General features: G+C 66.9%; 19 protein-coding genes. 5 read left to right on the top strand and 14 right to left on the bottom strand.

Going from position 1 to position 18,241, the window contains the following annotated elements; translation table 11 throughout:
- Nucleotides 1-24: 24 nt before the first annotated feature.
- Together lolD and BDO18943_RS22695 are read right to left on the bottom strand one after the other, a co-directional pair.
- Nucleotides 25-783: a lipoprotein-releasing ABC transporter ATP-binding protein LolD gene (gene lolD / locus BDO18943_RS22700; RefSeq protein WP_374101773.1), complete on the bottom strand. Its 759-nt coding sequence runs from the start codon at nt 781-783 to the stop codon at nt 25-27.
- Nucleotides 776-2,029, bottom strand: coding sequence for a lipoprotein-releasing ABC transporter permease subunit (locus tag BDO18943_RS22695; protein ID WP_124585185.1), 1,254 nt, complete (start codon nt 2,027-2,029; stop codon nt 776-778). Before BDO18943_RS22695 ends, lolD begins: the two co-directional genes overlap by 8 nt.
- Nucleotides 2,030-2,191: 162 nt before the next feature.
- Here BDO18943_RS22695 and BDO18943_RS22690 point away from each other — a divergent pair, with 162 nt between their 5' ends.
- The 5 genes from BDO18943_RS22690 (at nt 2,192) to BDO18943_RS22670 (ending at nt 8,913) form a co-directional block, all read left to right on the top strand.
- A complete protein-coding gene (locus tag BDO18943_RS22690; protein ID WP_235996163.1) occupies nt 2,192-3,256 on the top strand; it encodes a regulator in 1,065 nt (354 codons plus the stop codon).
- A gap of 14 nt (nt 3,257-3,270) precedes the next feature.
- Nucleotides 3,271-4,968, top strand: a complete 1,698-nt coding sequence (recJ, locus tag BDO18943_RS22685) for a single-stranded-DNA-specific exonuclease RecJ (RefSeq protein ID WP_043190319.1) — start codon at nt 3,271-3,273, stop codon at nt 4,966-4,968.
- Nucleotides 4,969-5,120: 152 nt separating this feature from the next.
- Nucleotides 5,121-6,225, top strand: a protein-coding gene (prfB, locus tag BDO18943_RS22680) for a peptide chain release factor 2 (RefSeq protein ID WP_105392842.1) whose coding sequence is annotated in 2 segments (ribosomal slippage) — nt 5,121-5,201 and nt 5,203-6,225 — 1,104 coding nt in all. Because the reading frame shifts where the segments join, the coding sequence is not laid out codon by codon here.
- Nucleotides 6,226-6,307: 82 nt separating this feature from the next.
- A complete protein-coding gene (gene lysS / locus BDO18943_RS22675) occupies nt 6,308-7,834 on the top strand; it encodes a lysine--tRNA ligase (protein WP_043190322.1) in 1,527 nt (508 codons plus the stop codon).
- A 347-nt stretch (nt 7,835-8,181) separates the two neighbouring features.
- The gene (locus BDO18943_RS22670) at nt 8,182-8,913 is read left to right on the top strand and encodes a glycine zipper 2TM domain-containing protein (RefSeq protein ID WP_043190323.1); all 732 of its coding nucleotides are present in this window, start codon (nt 8,182-8,184) and stop codon (nt 8,911-8,913) included.
- A gap of 128 nt (nt 8,914-9,041) precedes the next feature.
- On the opposite strand, the gene iscX is transcribed toward BDO18943_RS22670, so the two are convergent.
- The 12 genes from iscX to BDO18943_RS22610 all read right to left on the bottom strand — a co-directional run bounded on the left by iscX (nt 9,042) and on the right by BDO18943_RS22610 (nt 18,165).
- A complete protein-coding gene (gene iscX / locus BDO18943_RS22665) occupies nt 9,042-9,251 on the bottom strand; it encodes a Fe-S cluster assembly protein IscX (protein WP_011352557.1) in 210 nt (69 codons plus the stop codon).
- A 19-nt stretch (nt 9,252-9,270) separates the two neighbouring features.
- Nucleotides 9,271-9,612: an ISC system 2Fe-2S type ferredoxin gene (gene fdx, locus BDO18943_RS22660; RefSeq protein ID WP_043190328.1), complete on the bottom strand. Its 342-nt coding sequence runs from the start codon at nt 9,610-9,612 to the stop codon at nt 9,271-9,273.
- Between the two features lie 88 nt (nt 9,613-9,700).
- The gene (hscA, locus tag BDO18943_RS22655) at nt 9,701-11,569 is read right to left on the bottom strand and encodes a Fe-S protein assembly chaperone HscA (RefSeq protein WP_175024115.1); all 1,869 of its coding nucleotides are present in this window, start codon (nt 11,567-11,569) and stop codon (nt 9,701-9,703) included.
- Nucleotides 11,570-11,623: 54 nt separating this feature from the next.
- Nucleotides 11,624-12,151, bottom strand: coding sequence for a Fe-S protein assembly co-chaperone HscB (gene hscB / locus BDO18943_RS22650; RefSeq protein WP_175024139.1), 528 nt, complete (start codon nt 12,149-12,151; stop codon nt 11,624-11,626).
- A 97-nt stretch (nt 12,152-12,248) separates the two neighbouring features.
- A complete protein-coding gene (gene iscA, locus BDO18943_RS22645; RefSeq protein ID WP_014896627.1) occupies nt 12,249-12,572 on the bottom strand; it encodes an iron-sulfur cluster assembly protein IscA in 324 nt (107 codons plus the stop codon).
- 64 nt (nt 12,573-12,636) lie between these two features.
- Complete coding sequence (gene iscU, locus BDO18943_RS22640) at nt 12,637-13,044, bottom strand: Fe-S cluster assembly scaffold IscU (RefSeq protein ID WP_006481982.1); 408 nt, start codon at nt 13,042-13,044, stop codon at nt 12,637-12,639.
- Between the two features lie 68 nt (nt 13,045-13,112).
- Nucleotides 13,113-14,336: an IscS subfamily cysteine desulfurase gene (locus tag BDO18943_RS22635; protein WP_043190335.1), complete on the bottom strand. Its 1,224-nt coding sequence runs from the start codon at nt 14,334-14,336 to the stop codon at nt 13,113-13,115.
- 64 nt (nt 14,337-14,400) lie between these two features.
- The gene (gene iscR / locus BDO18943_RS22630; protein ID WP_009691731.1) at nt 14,401-14,940 is read right to left on the bottom strand and encodes a Fe-S cluster assembly transcriptional regulator IscR; all 540 of its coding nucleotides are present in this window, start codon (nt 14,938-14,940) and stop codon (nt 14,401-14,403) included.
- A gap of 114 nt (nt 14,941-15,054) precedes the next feature.
- On the bottom strand, nt 15,055-15,537 hold the full coding sequence (locus tag BDO18943_RS22625) for a low molecular weight protein-tyrosine-phosphatase (protein WP_043190343.1): 483 nt from the start codon (nt 15,535-15,537) through the stop codon (nt 15,055-15,057).
- Nucleotides 15,538-15,638: 101 nt separating this feature from the next.
- Nucleotides 15,639-15,866: a hypothetical protein gene (locus BDO18943_RS22620; protein WP_043190346.1), complete on the bottom strand. Its 228-nt coding sequence runs from the start codon at nt 15,864-15,866 to the stop codon at nt 15,639-15,641.
- 129 nt (nt 15,867-15,995) lie between these two features.
- Nucleotides 15,996-17,408: a lactate utilization protein B gene (locus BDO18943_RS22615; protein WP_175024114.1), complete on the bottom strand. Its 1,413-nt coding sequence runs from the start codon at nt 17,406-17,408 to the stop codon at nt 15,996-15,998.
- A 34-nt stretch (nt 17,409-17,442) separates the two neighbouring features.
- Complete coding sequence (locus tag BDO18943_RS22610) at nt 17,443-18,165, bottom strand: (Fe-S)-binding protein (protein ID WP_175024113.1); 723 nt, start codon at nt 18,163-18,165, stop codon at nt 17,443-17,445.
- Nucleotides 18,166-18,241: the final 76 nt, after the last annotated feature.

Raw genomic sequence — 18,241 nt, 5'->3', positions numbered from 1 at the left:
CAGCAGGCCAAGCGCGTTCGCTTCTTACACCGGCAGCGCCGGCTCCTCGTACAGCACGCCGTCACGCAGCCGCATGATGCGGTCGCAGCGCGCGGCGAGATCGGGATCGTGCGTGACGATCACGAAGCTCGTTTCGAGCGTCTCGGACAGTTCGAGCATCAGGTTGAACACCGTGTCGGCCGTCGTGCCGTCGAGGTTGCCGGTCGGCTCGTCGGCGAGCACGCACGCGGGCTTCGTGACCAGCGCGCGCGCGATCGCGACGCGCTGCCGCTCGCCACCCGACAGTTCGCCCGGACGGTGCTTGGCACGCGGGCCCAGACCGACGCGCTCGAGCATCGTCTGGGCCTGCTCGCGCGCGTCCTCGGTCGTCATCCGGCGGATGCGCAGCGGCATCGCGACGTTGTCGAGCGCGGTGAACTCGGGCAGCAGGTGATGAAACTGATAGACGAAGCCGAGCGCACGGTTGCGCAATTCGTTGCGCTCGCGCTCGGCGAGCTGCGTAAACGGCTTGCCGAGCAGCGACACCTCGCCCGCGCTCGGCTCGTCGAGCCCGCCCAGCACGTGCAGCAGCGTGCTCTTGCCGGAACCCGACGCACCGACGACCGCGAGCTTCTCGCCGCGCCGCACCGTCAGTTCGGTATTGTTGAGCACCTGCACGTTGAAGCCGCCCTGCACGAACGCCTTCGTGATCCCGCGCGCCTGAAGCACGTATTCCTGCATACCTGCCGAATCCTGTCTGTTGTGTTGTTTTGCATCCGCGAATGCGGTCGCGCGATCATTCATAGCGAAGCGCCTCCGCCGGCTTCACCTTCGCGCCGCGCCAGCTCGGATAGAGCGTCGCAACGGCCGACAGCGCGAACGCGATCAGCCCGATCCGGATCACATCGCTCGCGACGAGTTCGGACGGCAGCTCGCTGATGAAGTACACGGACGGCGGCAGGAACTGCACGCCGAACAGGTGCTCGATCATCGGGATCAGCCACGGGATGCTCCACGCGATCAGGCAGCCGAGCGCGACGCCCGACGCCGTGCCGACGAAGCCGATCGTCACGCCCTGCACGACGAAGATCTTCATGATCGACCCCGGCTGCGCGCCGAGCGTACGCAGGATCGCGATGTCGGCCTGCTTGTTGGTCACCGTCATCACCAGCGACGACACGAGGTTGAACGCGGCCACCGCGATGATCAGCGTAAGGATGATGAACATCATCCGCTTCTCGATCTGCACGGCCGAGAACCACGTCTTGTTCTGCTGGGTCCAGTCGCGGATGTACAGGCTGCCCGACAGCGTATGCGACAGCTCGACCGCCACGTCCGGCGCCTTCTGCATGTCCTTCAGCCGCAGCCGCACGCCGGTCGGCGCGGACATCCGGAACAGCGCCTCGGCGTCGCGGATGTTGATCATCGCGAGCGTGCTGTCGTATTCGTAGTGCCCGGACTCGAACACGCCGACGACCGTGAACTGCTTCAGCCGCGGCATCATGCCGGCCGGCGTGATCGACCCTTCCGGCGCGACCAGCGTGACCTTGTCGCCGACCGTCACACCGAGGTTGCCGGCGAGCGCATCGCCGAGCACGATGCCGAACTGGCCCGGCACGAGCGCGCCGAGCTGGCCTGCCTTCATGTCCTTGCCGATGTCCGACACCTGCGGCTCGAGCGTCGGCTCGACGCCGCGCAGCATCACGCCGCTCACCGCATCCTGGCGGGTGAGCAGCGCCTGCGCATCGACGTACGGCGCCGCGCCGATCACCGACGGATTGCGGCGCGCTTCCTGCGCGGTCAGTTGCCAGTCGGGCATCGAGCCCGTCGGCGAGAACACCTCGACGTGCGCAAGCACCGACAGCATGCGGTCGCGCACTTCCTTCTGGAAGCCGTTCATCACCGACAGCACGACGATCAGCGCCGCAACGCCGAGCGCGATCCCGAGCATCGACACGAGCGCGATGAAGGAAATGAAGCCGTTACCGGTCGTGCGTTTGCCGGCGCGCGTGTAGCGCCAGCCGATCTGCCATTCGTACGGAAGTTTCAAGCGAATCCTTTCTGCTGGTTACGGCGGGGAGACGCCCCGCGGCCGGACCGCCGCCCGGTGGCGGCCACCGGCCCGGGCACGGTCGAAAAACGGCCGCCGGACGCGAACGGGCCGTCAGCCGGCCCGATCACGCGCGCAGTTTGCCATACAATGCGCACCATCATGCACGACCGACGCCTCCATTTTCTCGTTCCGTTCGCGCTGCCGTCGGCGGCCGATGCGGCCTCGTCCCTGCACACGCTGGACAGCCCCGCGCTCGAAAAGTTGCTCGCCCGCGCCAGCCTCGTCGAGCGCGTGGCGGGTGAAGACTTCCAGCGCACGCTGCCGCACGAGCGCTGGCTGGCCCGCCAGTTCGGCGCGACCCAGGGCAACGCCGCGGACGAGGCACCGCTCGCGCCCTACATGCTGCTGGCAGACGGCGGCGACCCCGGCGCCCACGCGTGGGCCTGCGTCGAGCCGGTCCACGTCGAAATCGCGCACGATCACCTGGTGCTCGTCGATCCGGCCGCCCTCGCGCTCGCCGACGGTGACGCAGCCGCGCTGCTCGCGGTCGCGCGGCCGCTGATCGAGGAGCTCGGCGTCCGGCTCGAAGCGCCGAACCCGTCACGCTGGTATTTGTCGAGCGAGCAGCTTGCCCGGCTCGCCGGCGCCGCGCCGCTGCGCGCGAGCGGCCGCAACATCGAGATCTGGCTGCCGCACGAGGCCCATACGGGCGAACGCTCGCGGATGTGGATGAAGCTGCAGAACGAAGTGCAGATGGCGTGGTTCCAGCATCCGGTCAACGAAGCCCGCGAGGCGCGTGGCCTACCGGCCGTCAATTCGATCTGGTTCCATGCGCAGGGCACGCTGAAGCCGGTCGGCAAGCCGTTCGCGCGCGTGCTGTCCGCATCGCCCGCGGCGCTCGGCCTCGCGCGCGCCGCGCAAGCCGATGCCGGGGCGTTGCCGGCCGCGTTCGGCACGCTGCCCGCCGCCGACGGCGCGACGCTCGTCGAACTGCCGGCGCTGACCACCCCGTTCATCGAGCAGGATTGGGCGCGCTGGCACGACGGACTCGCCGCGCTCGAGCGCGACTGGTTCGCGCCGGCCCTCGCCGCGCTGCAATCCGGCGAGCTCGCGAGCGTCGATTTCACGCTGTGCGGCGACACGAGTTCCGTGACGCTGCACGCGACGCGCGGCGACCTGCGCAAGTTCTGGCGCCGCCGCGCGCTGGCCTCCCTGTTCGAATAACAAGCAGACCCCGTATGACCCGGATCGTTACCCGCCCCGTCGCGCCCGCCGACGCCGAAGTGCTCGCGCGCCACGGCCTGCACCCCGTCCTTGCGCGCCTGTACGCGTCGCGCGGCGTGCAGTCCCCCGCCGACATCGAGACCGCGCTGGCGCGCCTCGTTCCGCCCACCGAGCTGAAAGGCTGCGCCGACGCGGCGTCGCTGCTCGCCGACGCGATCGCCGACAAGCGGCGCCTGCTGGTCGTCGCCGACTACGACTGCGACGGCGCGACCGCCTGCGCGGTCGCGGTGCGCGGCCTGCGGATGTTCGGCGCGCAGATCGACTACCTGGTGCCGAACCGCTTCGAATACGGCTACGGCCTCACGCCCGAGATCGTCGAACTCGCGGCCGCGCGCAAGCCCGACCTGCTGATCACCGTCGACAACGGGATCGCGAGTGTCGCGGGCGTCGAAGCCGCGAACGCGCGCGGCATCGACGTGCTCGTGACCGACCATCACCTGCCCGGCGACGCGCTGCCCGCCGCACGCGCGATCGTCAACCCGAACCAGCCCGGCTGCGTGTTCCCGAGCAAGCACCTCGCGGGCGTCGGCGTGATGTTCTACGTGCTGCTCGCGCTGCGCGCCGAGCTGCGCCGCCGCGGCGCCTTCGCGAGCAAGGAAGCCGAGCCGCGCCTCGACGGCCTGCTCGACCTCGTCGCGCTCGGCACCGTCGCCGACGTCGTGCGGCTCGACGGCAACAACCGCGTGCTCGTCGCACAGGGGCTGCAGCGGATCCGCAACGGCCGCATGCAGCCGGGCATCGCCGCGCTGTTCCGCGCCGCCGCACGTGAAGCACGCACGGCGTCGGGCTTCGACCTCGGCTTCGGCCTCGGCCCGCGTCTGAACGCCGCCGGGCGGCTCTCCGACATGTCGCTCGGGATCGAGTGCCTGATCACCGACGACATCGGCCGCGCATGGGATCTCGCGCAGCAGCTCGACGTGATGAACCGCGAGCGCCGCGAGATCGAGGCCGGCATGCAGCAGCAGGCGCTCGCCGATCTCGCCGACGTCGATCCGGCCGACGCATGCACGATCACCCTCTTCAACCCCGAGTGGCACCAGGGCGTGATCGGCATCGTCGCCGGCCGGCTCAAGGAAAAATTCCACCGCCCGTCGTTCACGTTCGCGCACGCGGACGACGAAGGCAAGCGGGTCAAGGGGTCGGGCCGCTCGATTCCCGGCTTCCACCTGCGCGACGCGCTCGACCTCGTGTCGAAACGCGAACCGGACCTGATCGTCGCGTTCGGCGGCCATGCGATGGCGGCCGGCCTCACGCTCGACACCGAGAACGTGCCGCGCTTTGCCGCCGCGTTCGAGGCCGTCGCGCGAGAATGGTTGTCCGACGACGCGCTCGCCCGCGTGATCGAAACCGACGGCGAACTCGAGGACGCGTACTTCACGCCGCAGTTCGTCGGACTGCTCGACGAGGCCGTCTGGGGGCAAGGCTTTCCGGCCCCGCTTTTCTCGGGCGAATTCGACGTCGTGTCCCAGTCGCTCGTGAAGGAAAAGCATCTGAAGCTGCAGCTGGCGCGCGGCCGCCAGCGTTTCAGCGCGATCTGGTTCAACCACACGGAGCCGCTGCCGGAGAGCGCGCTGGTCGCGTACCGCCTCGTCGCCGACACGTGGAATGGCGTCACGCGCGTCCAGCTGATCGTCGAGCACGCGGCCGGCTGAGCGTGGGCCGCCCGGCCCGCGATACCCGCCGCTGCACGCACGCCGCGCCGGACGGGGCCGCGGCACGCGTGCGAGCACCGTTTGCGTCACCGGGCAACCCTGCCGATCGGCTATAATTCCGCTTTTTTACGAAGCAAGAATAGCGAACGATCATGGAAGCGGAACGTCTCAACGCGATCGAAAGCTCCCTGCTCGACCTGCGCAACCGCGCGGGCGAGCTTCGGGGGTATCTTTGACTACGACGCCAAAGCTGCGCGTCTGACCGAAGTCAACAAGGAACTCGAAGACCCGAACGTCTGGAACGATTCGAAGAACGCCCAGGCGCTCGGTCGCGAGAAGAAGCTGCTCGAGGGCGTCGTCACGACGCTGACCGCGCTCGATAGCGACCTGCGCGACGCGCTCGACCTGTTCGAGCTGGCCCGCGAGGAAGGCGACGAGGACACCCTCGTCGCGTCGGAAGAAGACGCCGCGAAGCTCGAGGCACGCGTGGGCGACATCGAGTTCCGCCGGATGTTCTCGAACCCGGCCGACCCGAACAACTGCTTCATCGACATCCAGGCCGGCGCCGGCGGTACCGAGGCGTGCGACTGGGCGTCGATGCTGCTGCGCCAGTACCTGCGCTACTGCGAACGCAAGGGCTTCAAGGCCGAAGTGCTCGAAGAGTCCGACGGCGACGTCGCCGGCATCAAGAACGCGACGGTCAAGGTCTCGGGCGAATACGCCTACGGCTTCCTGCGCACCGAAACGGGCATTCACCGCCTCGTGCGCAAGTCGCCGTTCGACTCGTCGGGCGGCCGCCACACGTCGTTCTCGTCGGTGTTCGTGTATCCGGAAATCGACGACTCGATCGAAGTCGAGATCAACCCGGCCGACCTGCGCATCGACACGTACCGCGCATCGGGCGCGGGCGGTCAGCACATCAACAAGACCGACTCCGCGGTGCGGATCACGCACATGCCGACCGGTATCGTCGTGCAGTGCCAGAACGACCGCTCGCAGCACCGCAACCGCGCAGAAGCGATGGCGATGCTGAAATCGCGCCTGTACGAAGTTGAAATGCGCAAGCGCCAGGCCGAACAGGACAAGCTCGAATCGAGCAAGACCGATGTGGGCTGGGGCCACCAGATCCGTTCGTACGTGCTCGACCAGAGCCGCGTGAAGGACCTGCGCACGAACGTCGAAATGAGCAACACGCGAGCTGTCCTCGACGGCGACCTCGACGACTTCATCAGCGCGAGCCTCAAACAGGGCGTGTAAGCGCCGCGGCGCGGCCCTGCCGGGTCGCGCCCCCTTGCCCTTCCCGTTTGCGTTGCCGCACCCACTCCGAATTCCGACCATCATGACCGAACCGACCCAAACGCAGCCCGCCGTCACGGCGGACGAAAACCAGATCATCGCCGAGCGCCGCGAGAAGCTGCGCGCCCTGCGCGAGCAAGGCGTCGCCTACCCGAACGACTTCCGGCCCGAGCACCACGCAGCCGACCTGCAGGCGAAGTTCGCCGACTCGGACAAGGCCGCGCTCGAAGCGAACCCGGTCGAGGTGTCGGTCGCCGGCCGCATGATGCTCAAGCGCGTGATGGGCAAGGCGAGCTTCGCGACGGTGCAGGACGGTTCGGGCCAGATCCAGTTCTTCGTGACGCCGAACGACGTCGGCGCGGAAACCTACGACGCATTCAAGAAGTGGGACCTCGGCGACATCGTCGCCGCGCGCGGCGTGCTGTTCCGCACCAACAAGGGCGAGCTGTCGGTCCAGTGCAAGGAACTGCGCCTGCTGTCGAAGGCGCTGCGCCCGCTGCCGGACAAGTTCCACGGCCTGTCCGACCAGGAAATGCGCTACCGCCAGCGCTACGTCGACCTGATCGTCACGCCGGAAACGCGCGACACGTTCCGTGCCCGCACCAAGACGATCGCGTCGATCCGCAAGTTCATGGACAACGCCGAGTTCATGGAAGTCGAAACGCCGATGCTGCACCCGATCCCGGGCGGCGCGGCCGCGAAGCCGTTCGTCACGCATCACAATGCGCTCGACATGCAGATGTTCCTGCGCATCGCGCCGGAGCTGTACCTGAAGCGCCTGATCGTCGGCGGCTTCGAACGCGTGTTCGAGATCAACCGCAATTTCCGGAATGAAGGCGTGTCGCCGCGTCACAACCCGGAATTCACGATGATGGAGTTCTACGCCGCGTACACCGATTACCGCTGGCTGATGGACTTCACCGAGCAACTGATCCGCCAGGCGGCGATCGATGCGCTCGGCACCGCGACGATCCAGTACCAGGGCCGCGAGCTCGACCTCGCGAAGCCGTTCCACCGCCTGACGATCACGCAGGCGATCCAGAAATACGCACCGGACTACACCGACGGCCAGCTGTCGGACGACGCGTTCCTGCGCACCGAACTGAAGCGCTTCGGCGTCGACGTGTCGCAGCCGGCGTTCCTGAACGCCGGCATCGGCGCACTGCAGCTCGCGCTGTTCGAGGAAACGGCCGAAGCGCAGCTGTGGGAGCCGACCTTCATCATCGACTACCCGGTCGAGGTGTCGCCGCTCGCACGCGCATCGGATACGGTGCCGGGCATCACCGAGCGTTTCGAGCTGTTCATGACCGGCCGCGAAATCGCGAACGGCTTCTCGGAGCTGAACGATCCGGAAGACCAGGCCGCACGCTTCAAGAAGCAGGTCGAGCAGAAGGATGCGGGCGACGAGGAAGCGATGTTCTTCGACGCCGACTACATCCGCGCGCTCGAATACGGGATGCCTCCGACCGGCGGCTGCGGGATCGGCATCGACCGTCTCGTGATGCTGCTGACCGACAGCCCGACGATCCGCGACGTGCTGCTGTTCCCGCATCTGCGCCGCGAAGACTGATCGCCGCGCCCGCGTGTGCGCCGCGCCCTGCGGCGCGCACGCGTCAGCTTTGTAACGACGCGTAAATCCCGCCAACCGGCGTCCGCCGGGTTTCGATCCTCCCCCGTTTTATCCCCTCGTCGTAACGGCCTTCTTCGGGTTTTCCCCGTAACGACCGCCTGCGCCCCGCTGCAATTCGTTACACCTTGATACGGTGCGCCGCGAGCCGGTGGATGACACTCCTCTTGCGTCACCACGCATGACCACGGGACCAGAACGAGGCGCAGGAACGCCAAGTCTGCTCGCTCCCGAGCGTGGGGTCCGGCCCGGCACCGATGTGCCGATCCGGATCGACATCGGAGAAAAAAATGGACAACCAGAATCAGACCACGCCGCAAAAGCAACGCCTCCACCCGCTCATCGCCACCGCCGCCGGCGCCGTCATCGTCGCCAGCCTCGCGGCGACGGCCGCGATCACGGGCGTGTTCCCGAAGGCCAGCAGCAGCAACGAACAGAACGGCCAGACCCAGGCCGCGCTGATCGCATCGCAGCCGGCCGTCGATACCGCCGCCGCTGCCAGCGCCGCGCTCGCCGCGCAGGCCCAGCAGCAGGCGGCCGAACAGGCTGCCGCGCAGCAGAAGGCCGCCGTCGCGCAGGCCGAGCCGAAACCCGCGCCGCGCCCGGCTGCGCCGCACCGCCGCCACACCACGGCACCGCAGCCGCCGCAATACGCACAGCAGCCATCGGCACCCGCGCAGACCTACTGCCAGAGCTGCGGTACGGTCGTCGCGGTTACGCCGATCCGCACGCCCGGCCAGAGCTCGGGCATCGGCGCGGTCGGCGGCGCCGCGGCGGGCGGCCTGCTGGGCAACCAGTTCGGCCACGGCAACGGCCGCACCGCAATGACGATCATCGGCGCACTGGGTGGCGGCCTGGCCGGCAACCAGGTCGAAAAGCAGGTGCGCGCGGAAACCGACTACCAGGTGCAAGTGCAGATGGAGAGCGGCGCGACGCGCACGTTCACGTACCACAACCAGCAGCCGCCGTTCGGCCAGGGCCAGCGCGTGCGGATCGAGAACGGGACGCTGGTGGGCGCGTAATCGCGTGACTCCCCTGCCCGCGTCACGCACGCGGGCAACCGCGACAGAAAATGAAAACGGCTCGTGAGCGATTGCTCACGAGCCGTTTTCATTGCCAACCGTCTGCGCCGTTACGGCGCACGCGGTGTTCAGTCCTCGTCGTCGAAGTCCGATTCGTCGATCCAGTGCGCCTGGATCGCTTCGAGGATCTTCTCGCCGGAGTGCGTCGGATCGTCGTTGAAGCCATCGAGTTCGAGCACCCACTGGCGCAAGTCGACAAAGTTGATCCGCTGCGGGTCGATGTCGGGGTGCTTGTCCGCCAGCGCAATGGCTATTTCACGCGAATCGGTCCATTTCATCGCCTGCCTCCGGTTCCTGTCAGTGGTTTTCCTTCGCGTGGTTGATCGAGTACTTCGGGATCTCGACCACCAGGTCCGAATCTTCCGTCACGATCGCCTGGCACGACAGGCGCGACGTCGGCTCGAGGCCCCACGCCTTGTCCAGCAGATCGTCCTCGTCCTCTTCGGACGGCGTCAGATCGTTGAAGCCTTCGCGGATCACCACGTGGCACGTCGTGCACGCGCACGACTTCTCGCATGCATGCTCGATCTCGATCCCGTGTTCGAGCAGGTTGTCGCAGATACTCTTGCCGGGCGTCGCGTCGATCACTGCGCCATCCGGGCACAGTTCGACGTGAGGCAGCACCACCAGTTGAGGCATGTCCGTTCCGTCAGTCAGGGTGCGGCGCCAGGCGCCGCACGGTTCATTATCGCGCGGGCCGTCGCCGGCCGATGCGCAGTGCGTGAGTTCAGATCTCGTCGAGCCGGCGGCCCGACAGCGCGCGCTTGATGCTCTTGTCCATCCGGCGCGCCGCGAATTCGTCGGTGCCGTCGGCCAGCACCTTGGTCGCCGCTTCGATCGCGTTCGTGTCGTCGCCTTGGGCCACCGCGCGCAGCGCCGCGGCCAGCGTGTCGACTTGCGTGCGTTCGTCCGCGTCGAGCAGTTCGCCGTCGGCCGCCAGCGCAGCCTGCGTCGCCTCGAGCATCCGCTCGGCCTCGACTTGCGCCTCGCGCAGCGCGCGGGCGCGCATGTCGATTTCGGCGGTCTTGAAACTGTCCTCGAGCATCTTCGCGATGTCGTCGTCGGCAAGACCGTACGACGGCTTCACGACGACCGAGGCCTCGACGCCCGACAGCTGCTCGCGAGCGAACACCGACAGCAGGCCGTCCGCGTCGACCTGGTAGGTCACGCGAATGCGCGCGGCGCCGGCCGTCATCGGCGGAATGCCGCGCAGCTCGAAACGCGCGAGCGACCGGCAGTCGGCGACGAGCTCGCGCTCGCCCTGCACGACGTGGATCGCCATCGCGGTCTGGCCGTCCTTGAAGGTCGTGAATTCCTGCGCGCGCGCGATCGGAATCGTCGAGTTGCGCGGAATGATCTTCTCGACGAGGCCGCCCATCGTCTCGACACCGAGCGACAGCGGAATCACGTCGAGCAGCAGCCAATCGTCGCCGGTGCCGCGATTGCCCGCGAGCAGATCGGCCTGGATCGCCGCGCCGAGCGCGACGACCTGGTCCGGATCGAGGTTCACGAGCGGCGGCTGGCCGAAATATTTCGCGACTGCGTCGCGGATCACCGGCATGCGCGTCGCGCCGCCGACGAGCACGACGCCCTTGATGTCGGCCGGCGTCACCTGCGCGTCGCGCAGCGCCTTGCGGGTCGGCGTGAGCGTGCGCTGCACGAGCGGCTCGACGAGCGACGCGAACGTGTCGTGCGAGATCGTCTGTACGAGATGCGCGCCACCCGACAGCGTGACGTCGAGCGACGCATCCGGTGCGGACGACAGCGCTTCCTTCAACACGCGCACACGGTCGAGCAGCAGGCGCACGTCCTCGGGCGCGAGCGTCTTCGCATCGATGCCGGCCTGCGCGAGCACGTGACCGAACAGCGCATGGTCGAAATCGTCGCCGCCGAGCGCGGAATCGCCGCCTGCGGCCAGCACTTCGAACACGCCCTTCGTCAGCTTCAGGATCGACAGGTCGAACGTGCCGCCGCCGAGGTCGTACACCGCGTAGAGGCCTTCGGCGCCGTTGTCGAGCCCATAGGCAATCGCCGCGGCGGTCGGTTCGTTCAGCAGGCGCAGCACGTTGAGGCCCGCGAGGCGCGCGGCATCCTTGGTCGCCTGGCGTTGTGCTTCGTCGAAATACGCGGGCACCGTGATCACTGCACCGACCAGGTCGTCGCCAAGCGAATCTTCCGCGCGATAGCGCAGCGTCGCGAGAATCTCGGCCGACACTTCGACCGGGCTCTTCACGCCGTCGATGGTACGAATCTGCACCATGCCCGGCGCATCGACGAATTCGTACGGTGCGTTCGCCGCACCTTCGACTTCGGCCTTGCCGCGGCCCATGAAACGCTTGACCGACACGATCGTATTGCGCGGATCGGTCGCGGCCTGCTCTTTCGCCTCGTGACCGATGCGGCGGCCGCCCTTCTCGAGATAGCGGACTACCGACGGCAGCAGCACGCGGCCCGCTTCGTCCGGCAGGACTTCGGGCACGCTGTTGCGCACGGCCGCGACGAGCGAATTCGTCGTGCCGAGATCGATCCCGACGGCGAGTCGCCGCTGATGCGGCGCCGGCGCCATGCCCGGTTCGGAAATTTGCAGTAAAGCCATCTTGGTTCGTTCGGGCGCTCGGCCCGTTTGCTGCGCGTGCCGCAAGGCACGCGGTTAAGTTTCGAGGCGCTCGATCTGCGCGCCCACTTCCGACGCGACCCGTTCGATGAACATCAGCTGGCGCACGGCCTCGGCGGCCGCCTGATCCGCGCCGCTGTCGAGCAGCGTACCGAGGCGCTCCACACGCACGCGCCGCTCTTCGCGCAACTCGGCGAGCAGCGTGTCGAGCGCGTCGACGTTGCGGGCGGCCGCGGCATCCTCGATGCCCTCGCGCCACTCCATCTGCTGCATCAGGAACGCCGGCTCCATCGCGGTGTTGTTTTCCGCGCCGATGTCGACGCCGCGCAGCGACAGCAGATACGACGCGCGCTTCAGCGGATCGCGCAGCGTACGGTACGCCTCGTTCGCGCGGGTTGCCCATTGCATCGCGATGCGTTTCTGCGCATCGCCGGCCGCCGCGAAGCGGTCCGGATGCACCTGCGTCTGCACCGTCCGGTAGGCGGCGTCGAGCACCGTCTCGTCGAGCGCGAATTGCGCCGGCAGGTGAAACAGGTCGAAGTGGCTGTCTTTCAGCGAGACCATCGTCGCGTTCAATTCCGGTTCGTCGCGCGGCAAACGCCGCACATTAAAAAGGCGGCCCGTGCCGCCTCTTGCCCGCATCGCGCGGAGATCCGCGTGGTCACACGCGGAACGATTCGCCGCAGCCGCACTCGTCCTTCACGTTCGGGTTGTTGAACTTGAACCCTTCGTTCAGGCCTTCGCGTGCGAAATCAAGCTCGGTGCCGTCGATGTAGGCCAGGCTCTTCGGATCGACGATGACCTTCACGCCATGGCTCTCGAACACCTGATCCTCGGGAGCCAGCTCGTCGACATACTCGAGCTTGTACGCGAGCCCCGAGCACCCGGTCGTGCGAACGCCAAGCCGCAGGCCCACACCCTTGCCGCGACGGACGAGGTATTTCTGGACGTGCTGTGCTGCTTTTTCGGTCAGTGTAATTGCCATGATGTCCTTGCCGCGGCGCGCCACCGGGGCCCGCCGCGGTCCTTCTCAAGCTGCTCGATGCCGCTCAGGCTGCTGCCTGATCGCCTTCCTTGGTGTCGTGACGCTTCTTGTAGTCGGCCACGGCAGCCTTGATCGCGTCTTCCGCGAGAATCGAGCAGTGAATCTTCACCGGCGGCAGCGCGAGTTCTTCAGCGATCTGCGTGTTCTTGATCGACAGGGCTTCGTCGAGCGTCTTGCCCTTCACCCATTCGGTGACGAGCGAGCTCGATGCGATCGCCGAACCGCAACCGTAGGTCTTGAACTTCGCGTCTTCGATCACGCCGTCCGCGCCGACGCGGATCTGCAGCTTCATCACGTCGCCGCAGGCCGGCGCGCCGACCATGCCCGTGCCGACCGTGTCGTCGTCCTTCGCGAACGAACCGACGTTGCGCGGGTTTTCGTAGTGATCCAGAACCTTGTTGCTGTAAGACATGACTCAGACTCCTTGACTCGTTACGTCTGCGTGCGCGAATCCGCCCGCGGGTATGTTCAATCCGGCGCTCAGTGTGCGGCCCATTCGATCGTCGACAGATCGATGCCTTCCTGGTGCATTTCCCAGAGCGGCGACAGTTCGCGCAGCTTCGCGATCTTGCTGTTCAGCAGGTTGATCACGAAATCGACTTCCTGCTCCGTCGTGAAGCGGCCGACCGTGAAGCGGATCGAGCTGTGTGCCAGCTCGTCGTTGCGGCCAAGCGCACGCAGCACGTACGACGGCTCCAGCGACGCCGACGTGCATGCGGAGCCCGACGACACCGCCACGTCCTTGATCGCCATGATCAGCGACTCGCCTTCGACGAAGTTGAAACTGATGTTGAGGTTGTGCGGGACACGGCGCTCCATGTCGCCGTTCACGTACGTTTCTTCGATCTGCGACAGGCCGCGCAGCAGCTTGTCGCGCAGCATGCGGACGCGCTCGTTTTCCGTCGCCATTTCTTCGCGTGCGATGCGGAACGCTTCGCCCATGCCGACGATCTGGTGCGTCGCCAGCGTGCCCGAACGCATGCCGCGCTCGTGGCCGCCGCCGTGCATCTGCGCTTCGATGCGCACACGCGGCTTGCGACGCACGTACAGCGCGCCGATGCCCTTCGGGCCGTAGGTCTTGTGTGCCGAGAACGACATCAGGTCGACCTTCAGCTTCGCGAGGTCGATCGCGACCTTGCCGGTCGACTGTGCGGCGTCGACGTGGAACACGATGCCCTTCTCGCGACAGATTTCACCGATCGTCTCGATGTCCTGGATCACGCCGATCTCGTTGTTCACGTGCATCACCGACACAAGGATCGTGTCCGGGCGCAGCGCGGCCTTGAACACGTCGAGGTCGATCAGGCCGTCATCCTTCACGTCGAGGTAGGTGACTTCGAAACCGTCGCGCTCGAGTTCGCGGCAGGTATCGAGCACGGCCTTGTGCTCGGTCTTCACCGTGATGATGTGCTTGCCCTTGCCCTTGTAGAAGTTCGCGGCACCCTTGATCGCGAGGTTGTCCGATTCCGTTGCGCCGGACGTCCAGATGATCTCGCGCGGATCCGCGTTCACGAGCGCGGCCACGTTTTCGCGCGCTTCCTCGACCGCACGCTCCGCATCCCAGCCATACGCGTGGCTGCGCGACGCCGGGTTACCGAACTGCTCGCGCAGGTACGGCACCATCTTGTCGACCACGCGCGGGTCGACCGGCGTCGTCGCGCTGTAATCCATGTAGATGGGCAGGTGGAGAGTGTCTTGGGTCATCTGTCGCTCCGGGAATTCTGTGCAGGGACTATGTGCGTTATGGGGTATGGCGGCGCCTTCGCGCTCACGAACTCGCGATGTTGAACACCGAATTCGGGCCGAGCGGCATCGTGCGCACCGGCTCGGCCGGCGCCGCGACGGGCTCCGGCGTGCGCCGGTCGCGCAACACCGCGGGTGCGCCCTCGCGAGCGCGCTGCTGATCGACGAGATCCTGCAGCGACACCGAATCGAGGTATTCGACCATCTTCTGGTTCAGCGTCGACCACAGCTCGTGCGTCATGCAATGGCCGTCGGGCTGCTTCGAGCCGTCGCACGTGCCTTTGCCGCCGCACTGCGTGGCATCGAGCGGTTCATCGACCGCGATGATGATGTCGGCAACGGTGACGTCCTGCGCGCGACGCGCGAGGTTGTAGCCGCCGCCCGGGCCGCGCACGGATTCGACGATTTCATGCCTGCGCAGCTTGCCGAACAGCTGTTCGAGATACGAGAGCGAAATCCGCTGGCGCTGGCTGATGCCTGCAAGCGTCACCGGGCCCTGCTCCTGGCGCAGTGCCAAGTCAATCATCGCCGTGACGGCGAAACGGCCTTTGGTGGTGAGTCTCATGGTGTCTAGGGGACTGCAATCTTGACGATTTTGGTCAAGTATAAATATTTGACGAATTTAGTCAAGTATCCATGCTTTTGATAGGGTATTCGCAGACCGCTGAATACCGTGCGATCAGCGCTCCGTGCGGGCCCGGAGCGTCTCCAGCAGGCCCGCGCACGCGCGTTCGACCTGATCGAGCACCTGTTCGAAGCCCTGCGCGCCGCCGAAATAGGGATCGGCCACTTCGGTTTCGGTCGCGCCCGGCGCGAATTCCATCAGCAGGCGCACCTTGTCGCGATGTTGCGACGGGCAGCGCCGCTGCAATTCCGCGAGATTCGCCTCGTCCATCGCGAGCAGCAGGTCGAAGCGCTCGAAATCCGCCGCGCTCACCTGGCGTGCGCGCAGCGCCGACAGGTCGTAGCCGCGGCCGCGAGCGGCCGCCTGCGCACGCGTATCGGGAGGCTCGCCGACATGCCAGTCGCCGGTGCCAGCGGAATCGATCGCGATCCGGTCCGCCAGCGCAGCCGCTTCGACCTGGTGCCGCATCACGCCTTCCGCGGTGGGCGAACGGCAGATGTTGCCAAGACAGACGAAACAGATCGAAACGCGGGTCATCGCACTATCGGAAAGCCGCGGCGGACCGCGTGGGAAAAGAGCACGCCATTATACAAAGGCGGCCGAAATCGCGCCGCCGCACAAAGCGACGGCGCCCTGCATTACAGCGCCTTCGGCGCAGCGAGCACGACGTCGCCGGATGCCGCCGGCAGCGGCTTCGCCGCGTCGCCGACCAGCCCGAACGACACTGCACGCGCCAGTTCGGCGGATGCCTGGTGAACCGCGAGCGGACCACGCGACGGCGCATCGGCCATCGCATGCAGATAGGCAGCCGCAGCCAGCGGGACGACGATTGCCAGCGGCCAGTACATCGATATTGTCTTTCTCATGATGCGGACCTCCTTGACCTCGTACCCCGAAACCCAATTCCGGGGACTACAGACAGGATTCTATAGACCGCACCTATCGAGATAAATATACAAATAGCGAACGCACTGTTGTCGCCGGATGAACAGTCATCAGCCGAGGTGACTTTGCGACGCCGCGTACAGCTCGCGGAACGTGCGCCCGGTCGGTGTCGGCATGTCGCGCGTATCCATCCAGCCGCCCATCATCGGCAGGCGCCGCAGCGTGCCGCCGTTGCCGCCCAGCCGCTCGAGGATGCGCACCGCGAGCTTGGTCGTCAGCGCGTACAACATCGGCCGGCGCGCGACGAAGCCCCATGCGGCGAGCGCCGCCCGCTCGCGCCACGGCCGCAGGTGCCGCTCGACCTGCTTCTCGCGCAGCGTGCGCAACAGATGCGACAACGGAATCCCGGCCGGACACACGCTGTCGCATTCCCCGCAGAGCGTCGCGGCCTGCGGCAGGTCGAGCGCGCGGTCGAGCCCGACGTAGCTCGGCGTCAGCACCGACCCCATCGGTCCCGGATAGACCCAGCCGTACGCATGGCCGCCGACCTTCTGGTAAACCGGACAATGGTTCATGCAAGCGCCGCAACGGATGCAGCGCAGCATTTCCTGGAACTCGCCGCCGATCAGCCCGGTGCGGCCGCCGTCGACGAGCACCACGTAGTTGTGCTCGGGGCCGTCCTCGTCGCCTGGGCCGCGGGGCCCGGTCAGCAGCGAGAAATAGTTCGACGTCTTCTGCCCCGTCGCGGAACGCGGCAGCAGGCGCATCGCAGTCGCGAGATCCTCGAGCGTCGGCAGCACCTTCTCGATGCCCGTCACCGCCACATGCACGCGCGGCATCACCGTGCACATCCCCTCGTTCCCTTCGTTCGTCACGATCGCGACCGAGCCGGTCTCGGCGATCACGAAGTTGCCGCCCGTCACGCCCATGTCGGCCGACATGAAATGCGGGCGCAGCACCTCGCGCGCCTCACGCGTCATGTCCGGAATCTCGGTGAGCCGCTCGCGATGGTGCGTGCGCGCGAACAGGTCGGCGATCTCGTCCTTGTCCTTGTGCACGACGGGCGCAATGATGTGGCTCGGCGGCTCGTTGTCGTTGATCTGCAGGATGTATTCGCCGAGATCCGTCTCGATCGACTGCACGCCCATCTCCGCGAGCACCGCGTTCAGGCGCATTTCCTCCGACACCATCGACTTGGTCTTGATGACCTTCCTCACGTCGTGACGGCGCGCGATGTCGGCCACGAGCCGCGCGGCGTCCGCGGTCGTTTCGGCGAACAGCACCGTCGTGCCGCGCCGCGCCGCCTCGCGCTCGAACGCCTCGAGCCATACGTCGAGGTTCTCCAGCGCGCGGTTGCGACGGGCCTTCAGCGCGGCGCGCGTGGCCGGGAAGTCGATCGCGGTCATCGCATCGGCGCGCGCGGACACGAACTTCGTCGACAGCTTCTTCAGGTTCTGCTGCAGGCGCTGGTCGGCCAGCTTCTGGCCGGCGCGCGCCTTGAAATGCATCGATTGGACTTGCATCGCGGTATCGGGGAAAAGTGAGCGGAACCGGGCGTCAGACGTCGCCCGCCAGCACCTGCGCGACGTGCAGCACGCGCGTGTCGCGGTCGCCGGTGCGGCGCAACCGCCCTTCGATGTTCAGCATGCAGCCGAGATCGCCGAGCACGACGGCGCCCGTACCCGACGCGCGCACGTTCGCACATTTCTCGTCCGCGATGGCCGCCGAAATGTCGCCGTACTTGACCGCGAACGTGCCGCCGAAGCCGCAGCAGTGCTCGCAGTCCTTCATCTCGGTGACCGCGATGCCGCGCTGCGCGAGCAGCGCGCGCGGCTGCGCCTTCACGCCGAGCTCGCGCAGGCCCGAGCACGAATCGTGATAGGTGACGGGCCCCGTGAATTCGCCGGGCGCGAGCGACACCTTCGCGACATTCGCCAGGAAATCGGTCAGTTCGTAGACTTTCTGCTGGAACCGCGTATAGCGCCCCATCAGCTCGGGGTCGTCACGGAACAGGTCGCCGTAATGCGCGCGAATCATCCCGCCGCATGCCCCCGACGGCGCGACGACGTAATCGAACTGCTCGAACTCGCGCAAGGTCTTTTCCGCGAGATCGCGCGCCAGCGCGCGGTCGCCCGAGTTGTAGGCCGGCTGGCCGCAGCAAGTCTGCGCGGGCGGCACGATCACCTCGTAGCCGGCGTCGCGAATCAGCTTGAGCGCCGAAAAACCGATTTCGGGGCGCATCAGATCGACCAGGCAGGTCACGAACAAACCGACTCGCATACGTGCTCCTTCGAGAAAACGGCTCTCATTATCCGCCGTTTGGCCGGCAAGACCAACGCCGCTCGCGCGCAAGCCC

The sequence above is a fragment of the Burkholderia aenigmatica genome (genome assembly GCF_902499175.1).
GTDB classification, from domain to species: Bacteria; Pseudomonadota; Gammaproteobacteria; order Burkholderiales; family Burkholderiaceae; genus Burkholderia; species Burkholderia aenigmatica.
This window is presented reverse-complemented; position numbering and strand designations above follow the sequence as displayed.

Excerpts from the sequence above, each read along its gene's own strand:
- lolD (WP_374101773.1), bottom strand. The coding sequence starts at position 783 with ATGAATGATCGCGCGACCGCATTCGCGGATGCAAAACAACACAACAGA.
- BDO18943_RS22690 (WP_235996163.1), top strand. The coding sequence starts at position 2,192 with ATGCACGACCGACGCCTCCATTTTCTCGTTCCGTTCGCGCTGCCGTCG.
- recJ (WP_043190319.1), top strand. The coding sequence starts at position 3,271 with ATGACCCGGATCGTTACCCGCCCCGTCGCGCCCGCCGACGCCGAAGTG.
- lysS (WP_043190322.1), top strand. The coding sequence starts at position 6,308 with ATGACCGAACCGACCCAAACGCAGCCCGCCGTCACGGCGGACGAAAAC.
- BDO18943_RS22670 (WP_043190323.1), top strand. The coding sequence starts at position 8,182 with ATGGACAACCAGAATCAGACCACGCCGCAAAAGCAACGCCTCCACCCG.
- iscX (WP_011352557.1), bottom strand. The coding sequence starts at position 9,251 with ATGAAATGGACCGATTCGCGTGAAATAGCCATTGCGCTGGCGGACAAG.
- fdx (WP_043190328.1), bottom strand. The coding sequence starts at position 9,612 with ATGCCTCAACTGGTGGTGCTGCCTCACGTCGAACTGTGCCCGGATGGC.
- hscA (WP_175024115.1), bottom strand. The coding sequence starts at position 11,569 with ATGGCTTTACTGCAAATTTCCGAACCGGGCATGGCGCCGGCGCCGCAT.
- hscB (WP_175024139.1), bottom strand. The coding sequence starts at position 12,151 with ATGGTCTCGCTGAAAGACAGCCACTTCGACCTGTTTCACCTGCCGGCG.
- iscA (WP_014896627.1), bottom strand. The coding sequence starts at position 12,572 with ATGGCAATTACACTGACCGAAAAAGCAGCACAGCACGTCCAGAAATAC.
- iscU (WP_006481982.1), bottom strand. The coding sequence starts at position 13,044 with ATGTCTTACAGCAACAAGGTTCTGGATCACTACGAAAACCCGCGCAAC.
- BDO18943_RS22635 (WP_043190335.1), bottom strand. The coding sequence starts at position 14,336 with ATGACCCAAGACACTCTCCACCTGCCCATCTACATGGATTACAGCGCG.
- iscR (WP_009691731.1), bottom strand. The coding sequence starts at position 14,940 with ATGAGACTCACCACCAAAGGCCGTTTCGCCGTCACGGCGATGATTGAC.
- BDO18943_RS22625 (WP_043190343.1), bottom strand. The coding sequence starts at position 15,537 with ATGACCCGCGTTTCGATCTGTTTCGTCTGTCTTGGCAACATCTGCCGT.
- BDO18943_RS22620 (WP_043190346.1), bottom strand. The coding sequence starts at position 15,866 with ATGAGAAAGACAATATCGATGTACTGGCCGCTGGCAATCGTCGTCCCG.
- BDO18943_RS22615 (WP_175024114.1), bottom strand. The coding sequence starts at position 17,408 with ATGCAAGTCCAATCGATGCATTTCAAGGCGCGCGCCGGCCAGAAGCTG.
- BDO18943_RS22610 (WP_175024113.1), bottom strand. The coding sequence starts at position 18,165 with ATGCGAGTCGGTTTGTTCGTGACCTGCCTGGTCGATCTGATGCGCCCC.